At 49.9% G+C, this 19453-nt stretch carries 11 protein-coding genes; 3 read left to right on the top strand and 8 right to left on the bottom strand.

Annotated elements, in window-relative coordinates; genetic code table 11:
• Positions 1-246: 246 nt before the first annotated feature.
• The 3 genes from glmS (at position 247) to purF (ending at position 5839) form a co-directional block, all read left to right on the top strand.
• Complete coding sequence (gene glmS, locus QZT18_RS08625; RefSeq protein ID WP_294146666.1) at positions 247-2079, top strand: glutamine--fructose-6-phosphate transaminase (isomerizing); 1833 nt, start codon at positions 247-249, stop codon at positions 2077-2079.
• Positions 2080-2288: 209 nt separating this feature from the next.
• Positions 2289-4388 carry a glutamine synthetase III gene (locus tag QZT18_RS08620; protein WP_294146665.1) on the top strand — a complete coding sequence of 700 codons (2100 nt, stop codon included), beginning with the start codon at positions 2289-2291 and terminating at the stop codon, positions 4386-4388.
• A gap of 29 nt (positions 4389-4417) precedes the next feature.
• Positions 4418-5839 (top strand): amidophosphoribosyltransferase, encoded by a 1422-nt coding sequence (gene purF / locus QZT18_RS08615; protein ID WP_294146663.1) that lies wholly within the window; start codon positions 4418-4420, stop codon positions 5837-5839.
• 196 nt (positions 5840-6035) lie between these two features.
• Here the strand turns inward: purF and codY are convergent, their stop codons facing one another.
• From codY to nifJ, 8 genes are all read right to left on the bottom strand, one after another.
• Positions 6036-6815 carry a GTP-sensing pleiotropic transcriptional regulator CodY gene (codY, locus tag QZT18_RS08610; RefSeq protein WP_125140227.1) on the bottom strand — a complete coding sequence of 260 codons (780 nt, stop codon included), beginning with the start codon at positions 6813-6815 and terminating at the stop codon, positions 6036-6038.
• Between the two features lie 122 nt (positions 6816-6937).
• Complete coding sequence (topA, locus tag QZT18_RS08605; protein ID WP_294146662.1) at positions 6938-9019, bottom strand: type I DNA topoisomerase; 2082 nt, start codon at positions 9017-9019, stop codon at positions 6938-6940.
• Positions 9020-9029: 10 nt separating this feature from the next.
• On the bottom strand, positions 9030-10127 hold the full coding sequence (gene dprA / locus QZT18_RS08600; protein WP_294146660.1) for a DNA-processing protein DprA: 1098 nt from the start codon (positions 10125-10127) through the stop codon (positions 9030-9032).
• A 90-nt stretch (positions 10128-10217) separates the two neighbouring features.
• On the bottom strand, positions 10218-11759 hold the full coding sequence (locus QZT18_RS08595; RefSeq protein WP_294146658.1) for a YifB family Mg chelatase-like AAA ATPase: 1542 nt from the start codon (positions 11757-11759) through the stop codon (positions 10218-10220).
• Between the two features lie 347 nt (positions 11760-12106).
• Positions 12107-13033, bottom strand: coding sequence for an alpha/beta fold hydrolase (locus QZT18_RS08590; RefSeq protein ID WP_294146656.1), 927 nt, complete (start codon positions 13031-13033; stop codon positions 12107-12109).
• A gap of 79 nt (positions 13034-13112) precedes the next feature.
• Complete coding sequence (locus QZT18_RS08585; protein WP_294146655.1) at positions 13113-14447, bottom strand: MATE family efflux transporter; 1335 nt, start codon at positions 14445-14447, stop codon at positions 13113-13115.
• 32 nt (positions 14448-14479) lie between these two features.
• Positions 14480-15772 (bottom strand): Wadjet anti-phage system protein JetD domain-containing protein, encoded by a 1293-nt coding sequence (locus QZT18_RS08580; protein ID WP_294146653.1) that lies wholly within the window; start codon positions 15770-15772, stop codon positions 14480-14482.
• A 123-nt stretch (positions 15773-15895) separates the two neighbouring features.
• Positions 15896-19429, bottom strand: coding sequence for a pyruvate:ferredoxin (flavodoxin) oxidoreductase (gene nifJ / locus QZT18_RS08575; protein ID WP_294146651.1), 3534 nt, complete (start codon positions 19427-19429; stop codon positions 15896-15898).
• Positions 19430-19453 lie beyond the last annotated feature (24 nt).

Here is a 19453-nt window from a genome sequence, read left to right as displayed (position 1 = left end):
GGGAATGTAAAGGGTTTTTTGAAAATTCTTTTTGATATTTTCAAAATTGAGGGGCAATTTGAGGGTGAAAAATGAGGACGCGACTCTGCATTTCCAGAATTTTCACTGTCTTTTTTTATTAAGTTTTTTTTAAATGCGTTGACATCCTGTCATCTATGAATATAATTTACCTGTATAAATAAGCACTTTCTGTACTAGACTGACTACTGTATTATTAGACAGAAACCAAAAAACGGAGGAAAACATATGTGTGGAATTGTTGGCTACATCGGAGACGAACAGGCGGCTCCTATCCTGTTGAGCGGACTCAGCAAGCTGGAATACCGGGGTTATGACTCGGCCGGAATTGCAGTTTATGACGGGACAGATATCAAGATGGAAAAGGTCACGGGACGTCTTAAGCGTCTTAAGGATCTGACAAAAGAAGGAAGCACCCTCTCCGGAACAGTCGGAATCGGACATACACGCTGGGCTACCCATGGAAGTCCTTCCGATACCAATGCCCATCCCCACTTCAATAAAGATCGCTCGATCATTGTCGTACACAACGGTATTATTGAAAATTACAGCAAATTAAAACAGCGCCTCATCGGCAAGGGATATGAATTTATCTCCGAGACGGACACCGAGGTTCTGGCACATCTGCTGGATTACTACTACAACCGCAACCATAACCCGCTGGAAGCGCTTACAAAGGTAATGCAGAAGGTGGAAGGTTCGTATGCCCTCGGCATCCTCTTTAAGGATTTCCCGGGCCAGGTTTTCTCCGCCAGAAAAGACAGCCCTCTGATCGTAGGACACAGCGAAAGCGGTAATTTTATCGCCTCCGACGTACCCGCTATTCTTCAGTATACAAGGGAAGTTTTCTATATGGAGAACGAGGAGATTGCCGTTCTCTCCCGCGAGGGAATCAAATTTTACAACGTGGACGAGGAGCCGCTTCAGAAAACATGCACCCGCATTGACTGGGATGTAAACGCTGCGGAAAAGGGCGGTTATGAGCATTTCTTCCTGAAAGAAATCTATGAGCAGCCAAAAGCTGTCCGCGACACCATCAGTCCGCGTATCCAGGACGGTGAAGTGGTGATCGAAGAACTCGGAATGACGGATGAAGATATCCGCAGCATTAATAAAATCATGATCGTGGCCTGCGGTTCCGCTTACCATACCGGCGTCATGGCCAAATACGTATTCGAAGGAATTTCCAGGGTGCCGGTTGAGGTGGATCTGGCATCTGAGTACCGTTACCGCGATCCGATTTTCGACCGCAACACGCTTGTCATTATTGTGAGCCAGTCCGGTGAGACGGCCGACTCTCTCGCCGCCCTCAGGGAATCGAAGGCAAACGGCCAGAGGGTTCTGGGAATTGTCAATGTGGTAGGCAGCTCCATTGCCCGTGAGGCCGACAATGTCATGTATACCTGGGCCGGGCCGGAAATCTCCGTGGCAACGACAAAGGCATACAGCGCACAGCTCGTCTCCTTCTACCTGCTTGCCCTGAAATTCGGCAAGGTCCGCGCTACGCTGGCGGACAGTGACTACAGCCGGATGATTGAGGATCTGCAGAAGCTTCCTGAGATGATGGATGAAATCTTAAAAGACCGCCAGCAGATTCAGCGTTTTGCCAACCGCTACCTGGCCGCAGAGCACATTTTCTTCATCGGCCGCGGTGTGGACTATGCCATCTCAATGGAGGGTTCCCTGAAACTGAAAGAGATTTCCTATATCCACTCGGAGGCCTATGCAGCCGGTGAGCTCAAGCACGGAACCATCTCACTGATTGAGGAAGGCACGCTCGTCGTAGCTCTCGCAACCCAGGAAGCTCTCTATCCAAAGACCATCAGCAACGTTGTCGAGGTCAAGACCAGAGGCGCTTTTGTGATGGCGCTGACCAACGAGGATAATAAAGAAATCGAAAAGGTGTCTGATTTTACGGTTTATATCCCGAAGATTAACCGCTTTTTCTCCGGCTCCCTTGCTATTATTCCGCTTCAGCTCTTCGCATACTATGTTTCCCTGGGAAGGGGATTAGATGTAGATAAGCCGAGGAATCTGGCTAAATCTGTTACGGTGGAGTAAGGATTTTGTTGAGTCTTCAGTCCCGGCGGCGTTCGCGTTTTTTTACAATCGAAAAAATATTTCAGGAAAATATTGACATTCGCATTTTTTTGTGTATACTACAGAATAAAGAAAAGCAAAGGCGCTTCGGTACAACCGAGGTGCCTTTTTCTTTTTGAAAATCTGCGCTTAAGGTGCGCGCTGTGCAATATCTGAAAGGAGACATGATTATGAAAAAGAACATCCCCGAGCTCTATGGAAGCCTTGTGTTTAACGACAAAATTATGAAAAACAAACTGCCGAGAGATGTTTACAGGGCCCTTCGAAACACAATTGAAACCGGCCGTCATCTGGAGCTTGATGTTGCCAATGCCGTTGCCGTAGCGATGAAGGAATGGGCCGTGGAAAACGGCGCCACCCACTTTACCCACTGGTTCCAGCCGATGACCGGTATTACCGCCGAAAAACACGACAGCTTTATAAGCCCACTCGGCAATGACGATGTGATTATGGACTTTTCAGGCAGGGAACTGATCAAGGGGGAACCGGATGCCTCCAGTTTTCCTTCCGGCGGCCTGCGCGCCACTTTTGAGGCCCGGGGTTATACGGCCTGGGATCCCACCTCTCCGGCCTTTATAAAAGACGGGACACTCTGCATTCCCACAGCGTTCTGCTCATACAGCGGAGAAGCTCTCGATAAAAAAACACCTCTGCTGCGTTCCATGGAAGCCGTCAACAAAGAAGCGCTCCGCGTGCTGAAGCTCTTCGGCGATGAGGACGTCACCCGTGTCTACTCCACAGTCGGTCCTGAACAGGAATATTTTCTCGTAGATAAAGAACTGTATAATAAGCGCAGCGACCTGAAGTTCTGCGGCAGAACCCTGTTTGGCGCACCCGCGCCAAAGGGTCAGGAAATGGATGATCACTATTTCGGCGCACTTCGCCCCCGCGTTCTCGCCTTTATGAAGGAGCTGGATGAAGAACTCTGGAAATTCGGAATTCCGTCCAAGACAAGACATAATGAGGTGGCTCCGTCACAGCACGAACTGGCTGTTGTGTACACGACCAACAATCTGGCTGCGGACAATAACCAGCTTACCATGGAAGTGATGAAGCGCACGGCTGAAAAGCACGGCCTTGTCTGCCTTCTCCATGAAAAACCGTTTGAAGGCATCAATGGAAGCGGAAAACATAACAACTGGTCACTCTCCACCAACACAGGGCTCAATCTTCTGGATCCCGATAAAGATCCTGCCAAAAATCTCCGTTTCATGCTCTTTCTGGCCGCCACCGTGAAGGCGGTGGACGTATACGGCGATCTGCTTCGCGTCTCGGTCGCAACGGCGGGCAATGATCACCGTCTGGGAGGCAATGAGGCGCCGCCCGCCATTGTCTCCATGTTTATTGGCGACGACCTTGCCGCCGTTCTCGACATCGTTGAGAATGACGCAGAACCCGAGGCGCGGGAAGAGATTTCAATGAATGCGGGTGCGGGAGTCCTTCCTCATTTCGTCAAAGACACGACGGACCGCAACAGGACTTCACCCTTTGCCTTTACCGGCAACAAATTCGAATTCCGTATGCCCGGCTCCTCTCTCCCGGTATCAGGCCCAAATGTGGTTCTCAATACTGCCGTCGCCGAGGTTCTTGGAGAATTTGCGGATCACCTGGAGAAGGTACCCGCGGAAAAGCTGCCCGATGAAATCCACACTCTGTTGAAAGAGGTGATCCGCAGACATAAACGTATTGTTTTCAATGGAAACGGCTACTCGGAGGCCTGGGTGAAGGAGGCGGAAAAGAGAGGACTCTTCCATCTTCCAACCTGTGCAGAAGCTTTTCCCTGCTTTATAGCGGAAAAGAACATCGAACTTTTCACAAAGCACCATGTCTTCACCCGGGAAGAAATCTTCTCCCGCTATGAAATTATGCAGGAGAACTATATAAAGACAATTATGATTGAAGCCAAAACCATGCACTCCATGATGAACAAAACCTTCCTCCCCTCCCTGCTCGCCTACATAAAAGAACTGGCCGAAACCGAAGTGAAAATGAAAAAGGCCCTGCCGTCGGTTTCCGTCTCCGCAATGGAGAAACGTTTGGACGGACTTTCCGCTCTCTATACCGTCATTTCTGAAAAGTCGGATGAGTTAAAAGCTTCCATTTCCGGTGTGGACGGCTCGGAAGACAGCATGGAAAAGGTAAAATACTGCCGCTACACCGTACTTGCCAAGATGAATGAACTCCGTTCCTATGTCGATGAGGCGGAGACCATAATCCCCGACGAGTTTCTTGCCTATCCATCCTATGAAAAACTGCTTTTTTCAATATAAGAAATGAATTTTTAAGGAGGAAACCGGCTATGCAGCCATCTGAACAAACTACGGGACTAAGAGAAGAATGCGGTGTTTTTGGAATTTTTAATACGGGCGGTTCCGATGTCTCAGCAGATATTTTTTATGGTCTCTGTGCACTTCAGCACCGGGGCCAGGAATCATGCGGAATTGCAGTCGGCGACACCAACGGGCCAATGGCTCCGGCTCTGTGCCATAAAGGCCTGGGGCTTGTGCAGGAGGTATTTACGCCTGATATACTGGCCCGTCTTACCGGAAATATCGGCATCGGCCACGTCCGTTACGCTACAACCGGAGCCGCTACTTTGGAAAATGCCCAGCCGCTCGTTTTAAATTACATTAAGGGAACTCTCACTCTGGCACACAACGGCAATCTTGTCAACGCCGCCGAACTGAAACGGGAACTTGAAAAAACGGGAGCCGTTTTTCAGACGACTATTGACTCTGAGGCCATCGCGCTCCACATTGCCAGGGAACGCCTTAATACATCTACTGTGGAAGATGCCATCAAGCGGGCGGCCGCAAAGATAAAGGGTGCCTACGGCCTTGTAATTGCCAGCCCCAGAAAACTGATTGGAGTCCGCGATCCCTACGGTCTGAAACCGCTCTGCCTCGGCAGGATGAACCATGCGTGGCTCATTGCTTCGGAAAGCTGCGCCATAGAAGCTGCCGGAGGTGAATTTATCCGCGACATTGCACCGGGGGAGATTGTCACCATTACAAAGGACGGCCTTCACTCCGATACGGAACTGCGGCAGGCTGAAAACGCCCACTGCATCTTTGAATATATTTACTTCGCCAGACTGGACAGCCGGCTGGACCATGTAAGCGTATATGAAGCCCGGCTGCGGGGCGGAGCCATTCTGGCCCGTTCCTGCCCTGTTTCTGCCGATCTTGCAGCCGGTGTCCCCGACTCCGGCCTGACGGCGGCTATGGGGTATTCCAGAGCGTCAGGCATCCCTTTTGAGCTCATCTTCCACAAAAACAGTTATGTTGGAAGAACTTTTATCAAATCCAGCCAGAAGGAACGTGAAAACAGCGTGAAGATCAAGCTCAGCGTGCTGGCTCCCGCCGTGAAAGGGAAACGCATTGTGCTGGTGGATGATTCCATCGTGCGCGGCACCACAATTAAAAATCTGATTCACATGCTCAAGGAGGCAGGAGCTCTGGAGGTTCACGTGAGAATCTCCTCTCCGCCGTTTCTGTATCCCTGCTACTTTGGAACCGACGTTCCCTCCAACAGGCAGTTGATTGCCAGCAGCCATTCCACGGAGGAAATCCGACGGTCCATAGGCGCAGACTCCCTGGCTTACATGCCCGCAGAACAGCTTCCGGAGATGGTCGGCGGCCTTCCGCTCTGCACGGCCTGCTTTACGGGGCATTATCCGATGGAAGTCCCGGGCACGGATATTAAAAATGCACTGGAATAATTTTAATAGTCTGAACACGGATACTCAAAAAGGACTTTACGGAATAAGAAACAGCCGAAATAAACAAGAAAAAAGATGCCTTGAATTCCTGTATCTGCAAATTCAGGGCACCAAAAAAGGAATCGGCTACACCCTCACCCATGCCGGTTCCTTTTTTGCATAAACAATTCATGTAAAATGAATTTTCAAGTCAATATTATTTTGTCTCTGTTTTCAAAGTCTTAAGTTCATCAAATACGACATCATTCAATACTTTGATGTAAGTGCCTTTCATGCCGGAAGAACGTGATTCAATAACACCGGCGCTCTCGAATTTGCGCAGTGCATTGACAATGACAGAACGGGTGATACCAACTCTGTCTGCAATCTTGCTGGCAACCAGGATACCCTCATTGCCTTCCAGTTCGTCGAAAATGTGTGTGATTGCTTCCAGTTCTGAAAATGATAATGTGCTGATAGCAGACTTTACAATCTGAATCTTTCTGGTCTCTTCTGCATTCTCCTCATTCACGGAGCGCATCATCTCAAGTCCTACTACCGCGGTGCCGTATTCGCTCAGAATAATGTCGTCAATATCATAATTTGCATCTGCTTTGTAGATAAACAGCGTCCCCAGACGCTCGCCGGAAATGTCGATTGGTGTAATGATAGCCTGATACTTCTTGACATTTTCCTCTGCAAAGCCCAGCGTCGCAAGATTGACATTTTCTTTGGTAGATAAAACGCTCAGAAGACGTTCATTCAGCATGCGGTCAATGTAACCGCCTACCTGGTCTTCGATCAGTTCCTCTATCTCATCAATTCCGGGACAAATCGCAACCCCCAGCACTTTTCCCTTCTTGCTTATTACAAGAATGTTTGACTGCAGAATCTCGCCGAGCACTTCACAGATGTCATTAAAGACAACTTTGTGAGAATGATTGTTATGCAATAATTTGTTGATTTTTCTTGTTTTGTCCAACAACTGAACACTCATTACCAGTTACCTCCTTTGCTTAATCTTTGTATCGTTAGAAATTATTGCTATCATGTACAAATTTTAACACGATTTCAGATTAATAACAAGAGTTTTTCTGGTTTTTTAAATTTTTTTAATAATTAGGGACGCTCATTAAGCGTTTTGACAAATCCACAGGCCTCATTTGTGCAGAGAAGCTTGCTTCCTTTCTCCACCATCATGCCGCCGCACTCCGGACATTTTTCCATGGACGGTTTCTGCCAGGACATGAAATCACAGTCTGGATTATCCTCACATCCGTAGTATTTACGGCCTTTCTTGGTCTTTCGGATCACAACTTCCTTGCCGCATTTCGGACACTTCACACCGATTTTTTCAAGATACGGTTTCGTGTTCTTGCAGTCCGGGAATCCCGGACAGGCCAGGAATTTGCCGTGAGGGCCGTATTTGATAACAAGGTTCCTGCCACAGAGTTCACAGATTTCTTCCGTTACTTCATCGGCAATTTTGACAGTATCGAGTTTAACGTCCGCTTCTTTCACAGCTTCGGCCAAATCCGGATAAAAATTCTCTACAACCGTCTTCCACGGCATATTTCCGTCTCCGATGCTGTCGAGCAGGTATTCCATGTTCGCCGTAAAGGCGGTATCCACGATGGTTGGGAACGCCTTTTTCATCATTCCGTTTACAACCTCGCCAAGCTCCGTGACATACAGGTTTTTGTTCTCCTTTGCCACATAGCGTCTTGCAATAATTGTCGTAATCGTCGGAGCGTAGGTACTGGGACGTCCAATTCCCTGCTCTTCCAGCGCTTTGACAAGGGATGCCTCCGTATAGTGCGCGGGCGGCTGGGTGAAATGCTGGCTGCTGTCAAGTTCCAGAAGTTCCAGTTTCATTCCCTTCTCAAGCTTCTCCGTCAGGGCGTTGCTCTCTTCCTTATCCTCTTCCTGTATATAAACGGACATGAATCCGTCGAACTTCACTTTGGACGCTGCCAGCGTAAAGATGTGATCTCCCGCCGCAACCCTGACCGATGTCGTCTCATATACGGCCGGTTTCATACGGCTCGCGGTAAAACGTTTCCAGATGAGCTGATACAGGCGGAATAAATCCCTGGAAAGGGATTCCTTGACAAGAACAGGCGTCATCGCAATATCGGTCGGCCTGATTGCCTCGTGCGCATCCTGAATCTTGACGTCCGTCTTCTTCGCCGTCATCTCCTCTGCCACATACTGGCCGCCGTACTGGGCTTTGATATATTCTCTTGCAGCCGTATCCGCCTCCGCCGCAATACGCGTGGAATCGGTACGCAGGTAAGTGATGAGACCTACCGTGCCGTGGCCCTTGACGTCAACGCCCTCATAGAGCTGCTGTGCCAGACGCATGGTCTTCTGCGTGGAAAAGTTGAGCGCCTTTGACGCCTCCTGCTGCAGGGTACTGGTGGTAAATGGAATCGGCGCTTTCTTCACGCGCTCTCCCAGTTTTACTTCACTGACTTCATACGGTTTGCCTTCCAGTTCGGCCAGAATCTGATCCAGCTCTTCCTTGTTGCCGATCGTCTTCTTTCCGCTGCCGCTGCCGTAATACTTGGCCGTCAGTTTCTTCTTGGAGCCGGGAACCTTTAACTCGGCTTCCAGGTTCCAGTATTCCTCGGGAATAAATGAGTTGATCTCATCCTCCCTGTCGCATATCATCCTGAGTGCCACGGACTGGACACGTCCGGCGCTCAGTCCCCTCTTGACCTTTGCCCAGAGAATCGGGCTGATCATATAGCCCACCATACGGTCCAGAACTCGTCTGGTCTGCTGTGCATCCACCAGATTCATATCTATCTCACGCGGTTCCTTGAGGGATGCCTTTACCGCGTTCTTTGTAATCTCGTTGAAGCTGATACGGTACACTTTCTTGTCCTTCAGCTCATCTAACTTCAGCGCCTTTACCAGATGCCAGGAAATCGCTTCCCCCTCGCGGTCAGGGTCAGTCGCCAGATAAATTTTATCGGCTTTTTTCACTTCTTTGCGGAGCTTTGCCAGTATATCGCCCTTACCTCTGATGGTAATATACTTCGGTTCATAATCATTCTCCACATCTATTCCCAGTGTGCTCTTTGGAAGATCTCTTACATGTCCTCCCGATGCGTCCACTTCATAATTTGTTCCCAGGAACTTCTTAATTGTTTTCACCTTTGCCGGTGACTCCACAATTACCAGACTCTTTGACATAACAAAACTCCTACTCCAATTTTCTTACATAGTATTGATTGACAGGCTGCAAAATAAATCCGTCCAGTTCTAGTTTTAAGAGCGCTGCCATGCATTCCCCTGTCGGCAGTTTACTCATTCTAATCAGTTCTTCTACATGTTTTGGTTGTGAATCTAAGCAACTATACACCATTTTTTCCGTCTTGGCAAGCGTCTTTATTGATCTTTTCACGAGTTTTAGGGATTTTTTACATTCTATTCTGAAAAAATCAAGGATATCTTCCGGAGATTGTAAGAGCGCCGCTCCCTGTTTTATAAGGCTGTTGCAGCCCTCGCTCAGAAGGTCGTTCACCCGCCCGGGGACGGCAAATACTTCCTTTCCCTGTTCCAGGGCCTGATCCGCCGTGATCAGGGAACCGCTCTTTTTTCTGGCCTCCACGACAATCACAGCATCCGCCAGGCCGCTTATGATCCTGTTCCGCGCAGGGAAATGACCGGCTGCCGGTTTCTCTCCCGGACCGTATTCGGAAATCACCCCTCCCGTTTCCAAAATGACATGATAAAGGCTCAGATTCTCTCTGGGGTAACAATGATCAACTCCGCTTCCCAGAATAGCGTACGAGGCCCCCTGCACATTTACAGTGCCTCTGTGAGCCGCTCCGTCGATCCCCCGCGCCAGGCCGCTGACGGTCTGTATCCCGTTTTCAGCCAGCACCCTGCACAGATATTCCGCCACCTGGCGTCCGTAAGAAGTACAGCTTCTGGCTCCCACGACGGCCACGGAGGGCTGACGGTCATCCGGTAACCTGCCTTTTACAAAGAGCCACATCGGCTTGTCATAGATGCTCTCAAGACGGTGCGGATATTCCGGTTCTCCGGCCATAATAAAACGGATCTCTTTTCCGGCAAGCTCTCCATATTCAGTTTGCCGCTGAGCCAGACACGGCTTCGCATTTTCTATCCGTTTCGCATCGTCTCCCCTCAAAAACGGAAGCCGTTCCAGATCCTGTTTCTTCATATTATATATTGCTTCAAAACTCCCGGTATATTCCAAAAGTTTTTTTGTCTTGACCGCGCCGATGCCGTCTATCCGGCTGAGCCAATAGAGATAAAGCTTTTCCTTCTCCATATTCTTCTCTTTTATCCTCTCTTCATTCATTCCACTGCCGGTCGTCCATATCCCTGCCTTCCCGAAGTCGTCCGGTTTTCATACCCTGGCCTAAAATTTAAATCCCCAGTATTTTTTCTCAAAGCTCCTGAAGGAAACCGCCTCGCTGAGATGCTCCCTGGTAATCTGTTTCTTCTCATCCAAATCCGCCAGTGTTCTGGCCGTCTTAAGAATTTTTTCGTAAGCTCTCGCACTCAGGCCGTATGTCCTGTATATCTCCCCCAGGAAACGCTCGTCCGCTTTCTTAAGACCGCAGTACCGTTCGGTCTGGCGCCTTTCCATCTGACTGTTGAAGCGGCAGTTCTCCCCTTTAAAACGTTCCTCCTGTATCATTCTGGCCGCCATGACCCGTTCCCTCATAACGGCAGAGCTCTCCCCCTTCTTCCTGGAGCCGGGAAATTCCTGCGGCTGCCTCGGCACCTCCACGCCAATGTCAATCCGATCCAGAAACGGACCCGATATCCGGCTTAAGTAACGTCTTATCTGCGGTTCCGTGCAGGTGCAGCGGCCGACATCGGGGTAAAATCCGCATTTACAGGGATTCATTGCAGCGGCTATCATTGTATCCGCCGGGAATTCCACCGAGCCGTTCATCCTCGATACGGTGATTTTCCGTTCCTCCATCGGCTGGCGGAGCAAATCCAACAGTGCAGGCGTAAACTCCGGCAGTTCATCGAGAAACAGGATTCCATGGGTGGCCAGGGAAACCTCCCCCGGCCGCGGATTCCTCCCTCCCCCGGCCAGCGCCTGGGCCGTAATGCTGTGGTGCGGGCTTCTAAAAGGCCTTGTCCTGATAAGTGGCTGCTCCTTTTTCAGCATTCCGCAGATACTGTATATTTTAGAAACCTCTATGCTCTCTTCCATTGAAATGGGAGGCATAATGGTAGGAAGTCTCCGTGCCGCCATCGTCTTTCCCGTACCTGCAGGCCCGATCAGCAGAATATTATGCCTGCCTGCGGCTGCAGCCTGACACGCCCGCCTGACCGTGGTAAGGCCGGTCAGTTCCTCGTAATCCACCGGATACGATATGCTGTTTGACTCCTGAAACAGGGATTCATCGAAAAAGCGACCGCAGGACGGCTCCGTACCGCTCAGAATTCCGGCAAGTTTCCTTAAATTTCCAACCCCCACAATCTCCATCCCCTTTACGGCCGTCCCCTCCGATACATTCTCCTCCGGAACAAAAAAGCGGCGGATTCCCAGCTTGGAGGCGGCGAACACACGTGAAAGAACGCCTCTCACCGGTTTAATACTGCCGTCCAGCCCCAGCTCACCGATTAAAGCCGCCTGCTCAAACCCTTCCTGCGGCACTTCACCGAGACTGCAGAGCACCGCTGCCGCAATCGCCAAGTCATAGGCCGTCCCCTCTTTCCTGATATCACCGGGCGACAGATTGACCATCACCTTTTTCGGCGGCAGATAAAATCCGGAGTTTTTAAGCGCCATCCTCACCCGGTCCTGCGCTTCCTTGACGGCCTCCGAGAGATAGCCTACCATAATAAATCCCGGAAGGCCGTCGCTGACATCAGCCTCCACCGTGACGGGGAACCCCTCCACGCCGTGAATTCCCAGACTGTTAATTTTACTGAACACGAAAAGACCTCCTTAAATGAAATAATAGAAATAATGGAAATAATGAAATAATAAAAATAGTGAAATCGATAGAAATATAGAAAGGATTAGGAATACTCTGTTGGAATTTATATTGGAAACATTTGAGATAATTTGAACTTCTGATAGTTTGAATCATAGAATAGGGGAACCTTGATACGGTTCCAGTGAATTGAAATAAAACTTTGTATGCCGTATTTTATCATATCTCTCTTACGGGTTCAAGGTTATGAAGGGAAAAAGATTAAAATTTAGTTGAAACGCAATGAGGCCTCTGTAAGATAGCGGCCCGGCCCGCTCCCTGAAAAATCCCTCTGCGGGCCGGTTTCTCAGCTTCTTTTCAAAATCCAGGCCGCAATATCTTCATATACCTCGTCCCGGTTTAACTCATTGATCAGCTCATGGCGGGCCTGCGGGTACAGTTTCATTGTGACGTCCTCCAGTCCCAGGCCGCAGAATTCCCTGTAAACCTTTCTTACGCCCTTCCCCCGGTCACCCACGGGGTCGAGTTCTCCCGACAGAAGCAGGATGGAAAGTGTTTTCGGGATCTGTTCAAACTGCTTTTTCCGGTTCAAGTCCTCCATTATGTGGAAAAAGTCTTCATAGGCTCCGTTTGAGAAGATAAACCGGCAGTCCGGGTCGTCCTCGAACTTCCGGTCTTCGCCGATATCTCTGGAAAGCCAGTCGTGCTTTGTCTCTCCCGGCTCAAACGGCCGGTTGTAACTGCCCAGCACAAGACTGTGGAGCGTCTCATTGTGGTAATCACGCCCCTCTCTCCTTATGGCATGCCGTACCGCCTCCATGCCGATTTTTAGGACAGGCCCGGGCTTGCTTCCCGTGCCCATGATAACGGCCCCGGCCACATCGCCGCCGTACTGTGTCAGATACCGCCTGACAAAAAAAGAGCCCATACTGTGTCCATGGATAAAATGGGGTAGAGCCGGGTATTGGCGCCCCACATAATCCGAAACCCGCTTGATATCCTCCAGTACAAAACCGGCTCCGTTTTCATCGGCAAATGTTCCCAGCATGCCGGGACGCGCCGTCTTTCCATGGCCCAGATGATCGTGGCCAATCACGGCAATTCCTTTTTCATTCATAGCCCCGGCAAATCCGGCATACCGTCCGATATGCTCCAGCATCCCATGGTTAACCTGGAGCGACGCTTTCGCCTCCCCGCACGGTACCCAGTGGACGCCGTGAATTCTCGACACCCCATCGCTGGATGGAATATAAAAGTCAAACCGGCTGTTCATCTCTCCACCTCTTCGTTTGTAATATTCTTTCTCTGTTCACATAACCATTCCGGGCAGCCGCTGTCCCCCGTCGCCGCCCTTAAATCAGGCTCATCTTCTTCCACTTTCCCTTCCGGTAACGCAGGATAAACAGGGTAAGCCGGAAGATCCAGTCCATCAGCATTGCAATCCAGACTCCGATCACGCCCATCTTAAAATGGATTCCCAGAATGACACTGAACAGAATCCGGAACATGATCATGGAAAAGACCGAGGTAACCATCGGCATTTTCACATCGTTGGCCGCTCTCAGGGCGTTTGGAAGGGTGAATGCAACCGGCCACATAATGATTGCACCGATGCAGTGGATCCACACCAGAACGCGCGTCAGTTCCGCCGTCTCCGCCGTCAGGGAATAGACCTTCAGGGCAAGCGGCATCACGAGCACCACCAGGCCGTTTGTGACCAGACCTGCAATATACGCAATTTTCATCAGTTTTTTCACATAATACTCGGCCTGTTCATAATCCTTTGCCCCGACACAGCGCCCTACCACGGTCACCATCGCCAGGTTCAGCGCCATGCCCGAGATCAGCCCCATGTTATCCAGGTTATTGGCAACCGCATTGGCCGCAATCTGGACGGTTCCAAATCCGGCGATAATGCTGACAATCAGCACGCGGCCGAACTGGAACAATCCGTTCTCTATCCCGTTCGGGATGCCTATGTACAGGATCCTTCGGATCATGGAACCGTTCAGGCGGCAGAGGGATTTTGCTTCCAGATAAATGATATTCTCCCTGTTCCGAAGGAGCAGGACCATAATAACGGCAGCCACTCCCCTTGCGAATGCGGTTGCCCATGCGGCGCCCGCCACTCCCATGGAAAAGCCGAAAATAAGGATTGCGTTGCCCACCACGTTAATCAAGTTCATGAGTACCGAGACCTTCATCGAAACCTTGGAATTACCCATGGAACGGAACAGCGCGGCACAGGAGTTAAACACTGCCAGGAAAGGGTAAGAATAGGCCGATATCTGCAGGTAGGTGACCGCATTGACCATAACATCTTCCGTTACCGTCGGATACAGAAGTCCCAGAAAGTGGCGTTTCGCCGCCAGCACAATTACCATAATGGCGAGGGAGATGAAGGTGGTCACAATGAGTAACTGACCGGCCGATTCCCTGCACATCTCCTTACTGCCCTTCCCCAGATATTGGGAAGATACAACGGCCCCACCCGTCGCCAGGGCTGCGAATACGTTGATTAGAAGGAGATTGATCAGATCCACCAGAGCGACTCCCGATATGGCGGCCTCCCCTGCGTAGGATATCATCATTGTATCGGCCATTCCCACCGTAATGGCCAGAACCTGCTCGATCAGCAGGGGCACGATCAGCAGCTTCAGTTCTTTATCAGAAAATAAACGGTTCATTTAAGTTCCTCCGGTTCATTTTCTCTATTATATCAAAGATTGGGAAGGTTGTCCTGAAAATTTTCCTGCTCAATGCCCATTCCCGTCTCCAAAATGCAGTCAATCAGGGGCTGCAGCAGCGGTTCCCTGATTTTTTTCAACTTTTCGAGGCTCTCCTTTTCAAGCGGTTCCGCCCTGTCAAAGCTGCGCCTGTACTGCTCCTCGTCCATAAACAGCGGCTGCAGCTCCGGAAATATGCGTTCCCTGTTATACCTGAAAATACAGATGCCGCCGTAATCCAGATCTCCGGTGTGGTAATATGCCGCCTCATCTCCCTGAAGCGTCTCGCGAAGCCGAATCAGAAACTCACGCTCGCGCGGAGTGAAATAGCCATGGCAGAAGATAATCAGCGTATCCTCCCGATAAGCCATGCGCTCGTAATTGGCCTTATTTTCCACGGTCACAATCCGCCTGATGCGCTGACGGGTTGCCGGATGCCCGTACTTCAGCGTCTGACTGTTTAAGACGGTGCCGTAGGTAAAACAGGACAGATCGATCTCCCGTCCGTCCAGCACAATCCTTAAAGGCCCTTTTACCGCCAGCTCCTGAGCGTATTCTTCGATATTAAGCTGGCTCAGAATCTGCGTGGCGTCCATGCTGTCGTCCACGTTCCCGTGATAGGTTACGGCTAAGGAGATGACGGCGTCCTGGTATTTCTTTTCAAATACCTTGGATGCTTTCACTGTCTTCCCGCCGATGAGCGTATCCCTCAGGCAGCCGCTGCTGAAAATACGCTTATAAACCGGCTCCTCCAGGCGGTCCAGCGCCCGGAGGACGGAGAACAATTCCAGTTTCCCGCACTGCTCCGCCTCCTGCGGCCACTGGTCTGCCGGACTGTTGCGATCCCTCAGATATTCTTCCGCAGCCTTAAGCTCCGGCGGAATCTTTCCCACCCGAAGACCTGTCCTCAAATCGCCGAGCGCTTTCCTGAGCCATTCCTGCCGGAACAGTCCATCCTGGTATTCAATATACCCGATGAGTGCATCCAGGCGCCTGTACTTCTCCCTGATGCCGGCCAGCCGGTAAAACTCCGGGAGATCATCCAGCCTGTATACGGCCGCCTTCACCTCGCTGTAACGTTGATACCAGTCACATTTTAAAAGTCCGCTTTGTTCAAGGGAATGTATCTCCGAGGCAAAATCGCTCCTGGAAATCTGTTTATAATCGGTTCCGTTATATTCTTTGAGAGGAAAACTACGGTTGCCTGTGGCGCCTTTTTTCCAGTCAACCGTGCTCTTTTCCGTTTTCTCTATGATTTTTTTAACCGCATATCCTGTTCCCGTCATATTTCTCCGCCTCCTCCCGCGCGATTGCGCATCCTGTCCGGTGGACTTTTCAGATCACAGGAGCGCTTTCCCATGATCTGAAAAAGACGGACAGCAAAATGCTGTCCGCCTTTATTGTAATAATTAGTCGTTTCCGTACAGAGTAACCAGTTTTGTGAGGTAGTGATATCTCTCTTTTGCTGCTTCCTCGTTCTTAGCGAATAATTCTTTTGCTCTCTCCGGATTCTTAAGTGCAAGGGATGTGTAACGAACCTCGCCGTTTAAGAATGCCTGGTAGTCTCCTGACGGAGCCTTGCTGTCAAGGCTGAACTTCTTCTCAGCAGCCGGATTGAAGCGGAAGTTGTGCCAGTAACCGCACTCTACAGCCAGCTTCTCCTCTGTCTGGGCTTTGTCCATACCTTTCTTGATACCATGGTTGATACATGGAGCGTAAGCGATAACCAGGGATGGTCCCGGATATGCCTCTGCCTCTGCCAGTGCCTTTACAGTCTGTGCATAGTCGGCGCCCATGGAAATCTGTGCAACGTATACATAACCGTAGCTCATAGCGATGGAAGCAAGGTCTTTCTTCTTAACATCCTTACCGCCTGCTGCGAACTGTGCAACAGCGCCTGTTGGTGTAGCCTTGGAAGACTGGCCGCCTGTGTTGGAGTAAACTTCCGTATCGAATACCATAACGTTGATGTCCTTGCCGGAAGCAAGAATGTGGTCAACGCCGCCGAAACCGATATCGTAAGCCCATCCGTCACCACCGAATACCCACTGGGATTTCTTAGCGAGGAAGTCTTTGTTCTTTACAATGTCCTTGCATACGGAGCAGTCAATTCCGTCTAATGCGGCAACTAACTTGTCTGTAGCAGTACCGTTTAATGCTCCGGAACCGAATGTGTCGAACCAGTCTTTGCAGGCTGCCTTAACTTCTTCGGAAGCTTCTGCAGATGCAAAAATATCTTCTACTTTCTTCTTTAAGCCGTCACGCATTGCGTTCTGAGCTAAGAGCATACCGTAACCAAACTCGGCACAATCCTCAAATAAGGAGTTGTCCCATGCCGGTCCTTTGCCTTCTTTATTTACCGTATATGGTGTGGAAGGTGAAGAGTTACCCCAAATGGAGGAACAGCCCGTCGCATTGGAGATATACATTCTGTCACCGAATAACTGTGTGATTAATTTAGCGTATGGTGTCTCACCACAGCCTGCACATGCGCCTGAGAACTCAAGTAACGGCTGTTTGAACTGGCTTCCTTTAACCGTAGTCTCTTTGAATTTCTCAATTACATCCTGTTTCACTTCCAGTGACTGGCCGTAATCAAAGATCTTCTGCTCTCCGAGGCTCTTCTCAAGACTATTCATAACGAGAGCCTTCTCACCCTTCTTGCCCGGGCATACGTTTGCACAGGAACCGCAGCCTGTACAGTCAAGTGCGGATACGGTGATGGCAAACTTGTACTGTGGCATACCTGTCATAGCAAGTGTCTTTGTTCCTTCCGGTGCCTTGGAAGCCTCTTCCTCTGTAAGAGCTACAGGACGGATTACAGCGTGCGGACATACATAGGAACAGAAGTTACACTGGATACAGTTGTCAGGATTCCATACAGGAACATTGACGGCGATACCGCGTTTCTCATATGCGGAGGAACCGGACGGCGTTGTACCGTCTACGTAGTCTACGAATGCGGATACAGGCAGGTTGTTACCTTCCTGAGCATTAACAGCAGCCTGAACTGTGTTAACGAACTTCACTACGTCTTCTCTGCCCTGTGTTGCATGAGTCATCTCAAGGCCTTCGTCTGCTGCGTTCTTCCAGCTCTCAGGAACCTGAATCTCTACAACGTTCTGTGCGCCTGCATCGATAGCAGCCCAGTTCTTCTTAACAACATCCTCACCCTTACGGCCGTATGTCGCCTGAGCAGCAGCCTTCATCAGTTCGATGGCTCTCTCCTCCGGAATGATGGATGCCAGCTTAAAGAATGCGGACTGAAGGATTGTGTTGATACGTGTCGGGCCCATGCCGGTCTCGATACCGAGTTTTACACCGTCGATGGTGTAGAATTTGATATTGTGATCTGCGATGAACTTCTTAACCTGTCCCGGTAAGTGCTCCTCAAGAGTTTCCATATCCCATGGGCAGTTTAACAGGAATGTTCCGCCGTCAACGCACTCCTGAACCATATTGTACTTACGGATATAAGCAGGGTTATGGCAGGCAACGAAGTTGGCCTTGCGGATTAAATATGTGGATTTAATCGGTTTGTGGCCGAAACGGAGGTGAGACATGGTAACACCGCCCGATTTCTTGGAGTCATAGTCAAAGTATGCCTGTGCATACATGTCCGTATTGTCACCGATAATCTTGATGGAGTTCTTGTTGGCGCCAACCGTACCGTCGGCTCCCAGACCCCAGAACTTACAGTTAACGGTTCCTTCCGGTGTCGTTACAAGCGGAGCGCCCAGTTCCAGGGACAGGTTTGTAACGTCATCCACGATACCTACGGTGAACTGTTTCTTAACTGTGTTGTCGAATACGGCAACGACCTGTGCAGGTGTTGTATCCTTGGAGCCTAAACCGTAACGTCCTGTAAAGATTGGAGTCTGGTCAAATTTTGTTCCCTTTAATGCTGTAACAACATCAAGGTATAACGGCTCGCCTAAGGAACCTGGCTCTTTTGTTCTGTCTAATACGGAAATCTGTTTTACGGAATCCGGAATGGCATCAACTAATGCGTCTGCGCAGAATGGTCTGTAAAGACGAACTTTTACAACACCAACTTTTCTGCCCTGTGCCAGCAGGTAGTCAATAGTCTCTTCAATTGTATCATTGACGGAACCCATAGCGATGATAACATGCTCGGCGTCTGGAGCGCCGTAGTAGTTAAACAGCTTGTAATCGGTACCGATCTTTGCATTAACCTTGTCCATATAATCCTGAACGATAGCCGGTAATGCATCGTAATATGGATTGCATGCCTCTCTTACCTGGAAGAAGATATCAGGGTTCTGAGCGGAACCTCTCTGGCATGGATGGTTCGGGTTAAGCGCATTCTTACGGAATGCATCGATGGCATCCATATCAGCCATCTCTTTCAGATCCTCGTAATCCCATGTTTCAACCTTCTGAATCTCGTGGGAAGTACGGAAGCCGTCGAAGAAGTTAATAAATGGAACTTTACCCTTGATGGATGCAAGATGTGCAACCGGTGTTAAGTCCATAACTTCCTGTACGCTGGATTCGCAGAGCATGGCACAACCGGTCTGACGACATGCGTAAACGTCGGAATGGTCGCCAAAGATAGATAATGCGTGGCTTGCAAGTGCACGTGCAGATACGTTGAAAACGCCCGGCAGCTGCTCGCCTGCAATTTTGTAAAGGTTCGGGATCATCAGTAACAGACCCTGGGATGCAGTGTAGGTAGTTGTTAAAGCACCGGCTGCAAGGGAACCGTGAACAGCACCGGCAGCACCAGCCTCAGACTGCATCTCTGTAATCTGAACTGTCTGGCCGAAAATGTTTGTTCTTCCATCGGTTGCCCACTCGTCTGTAGCCTCTGCCATAGGTGAGGACGGGGTGATAGGATAGATGGCTGCCACATCTGTATATGCATATGAAGCATGTGCGGCTGCGTGGTTACCATCCATAGTTTTCATTTTTCTTGCCATAATGAATGTTCCTCCTGTAATTTA

This window comes from uncultured Clostridium sp. (genome assembly GCF_900547735.1).
Lineage (GTDB): Bacteria > Bacillota > Clostridia > Lachnospirales > Lachnospiraceae > Otoolea.
The sequence above is the reverse complement of the archived record's forward strand: the minus strand, read 5'-3'. Positions and strand labels throughout refer to the sequence as shown.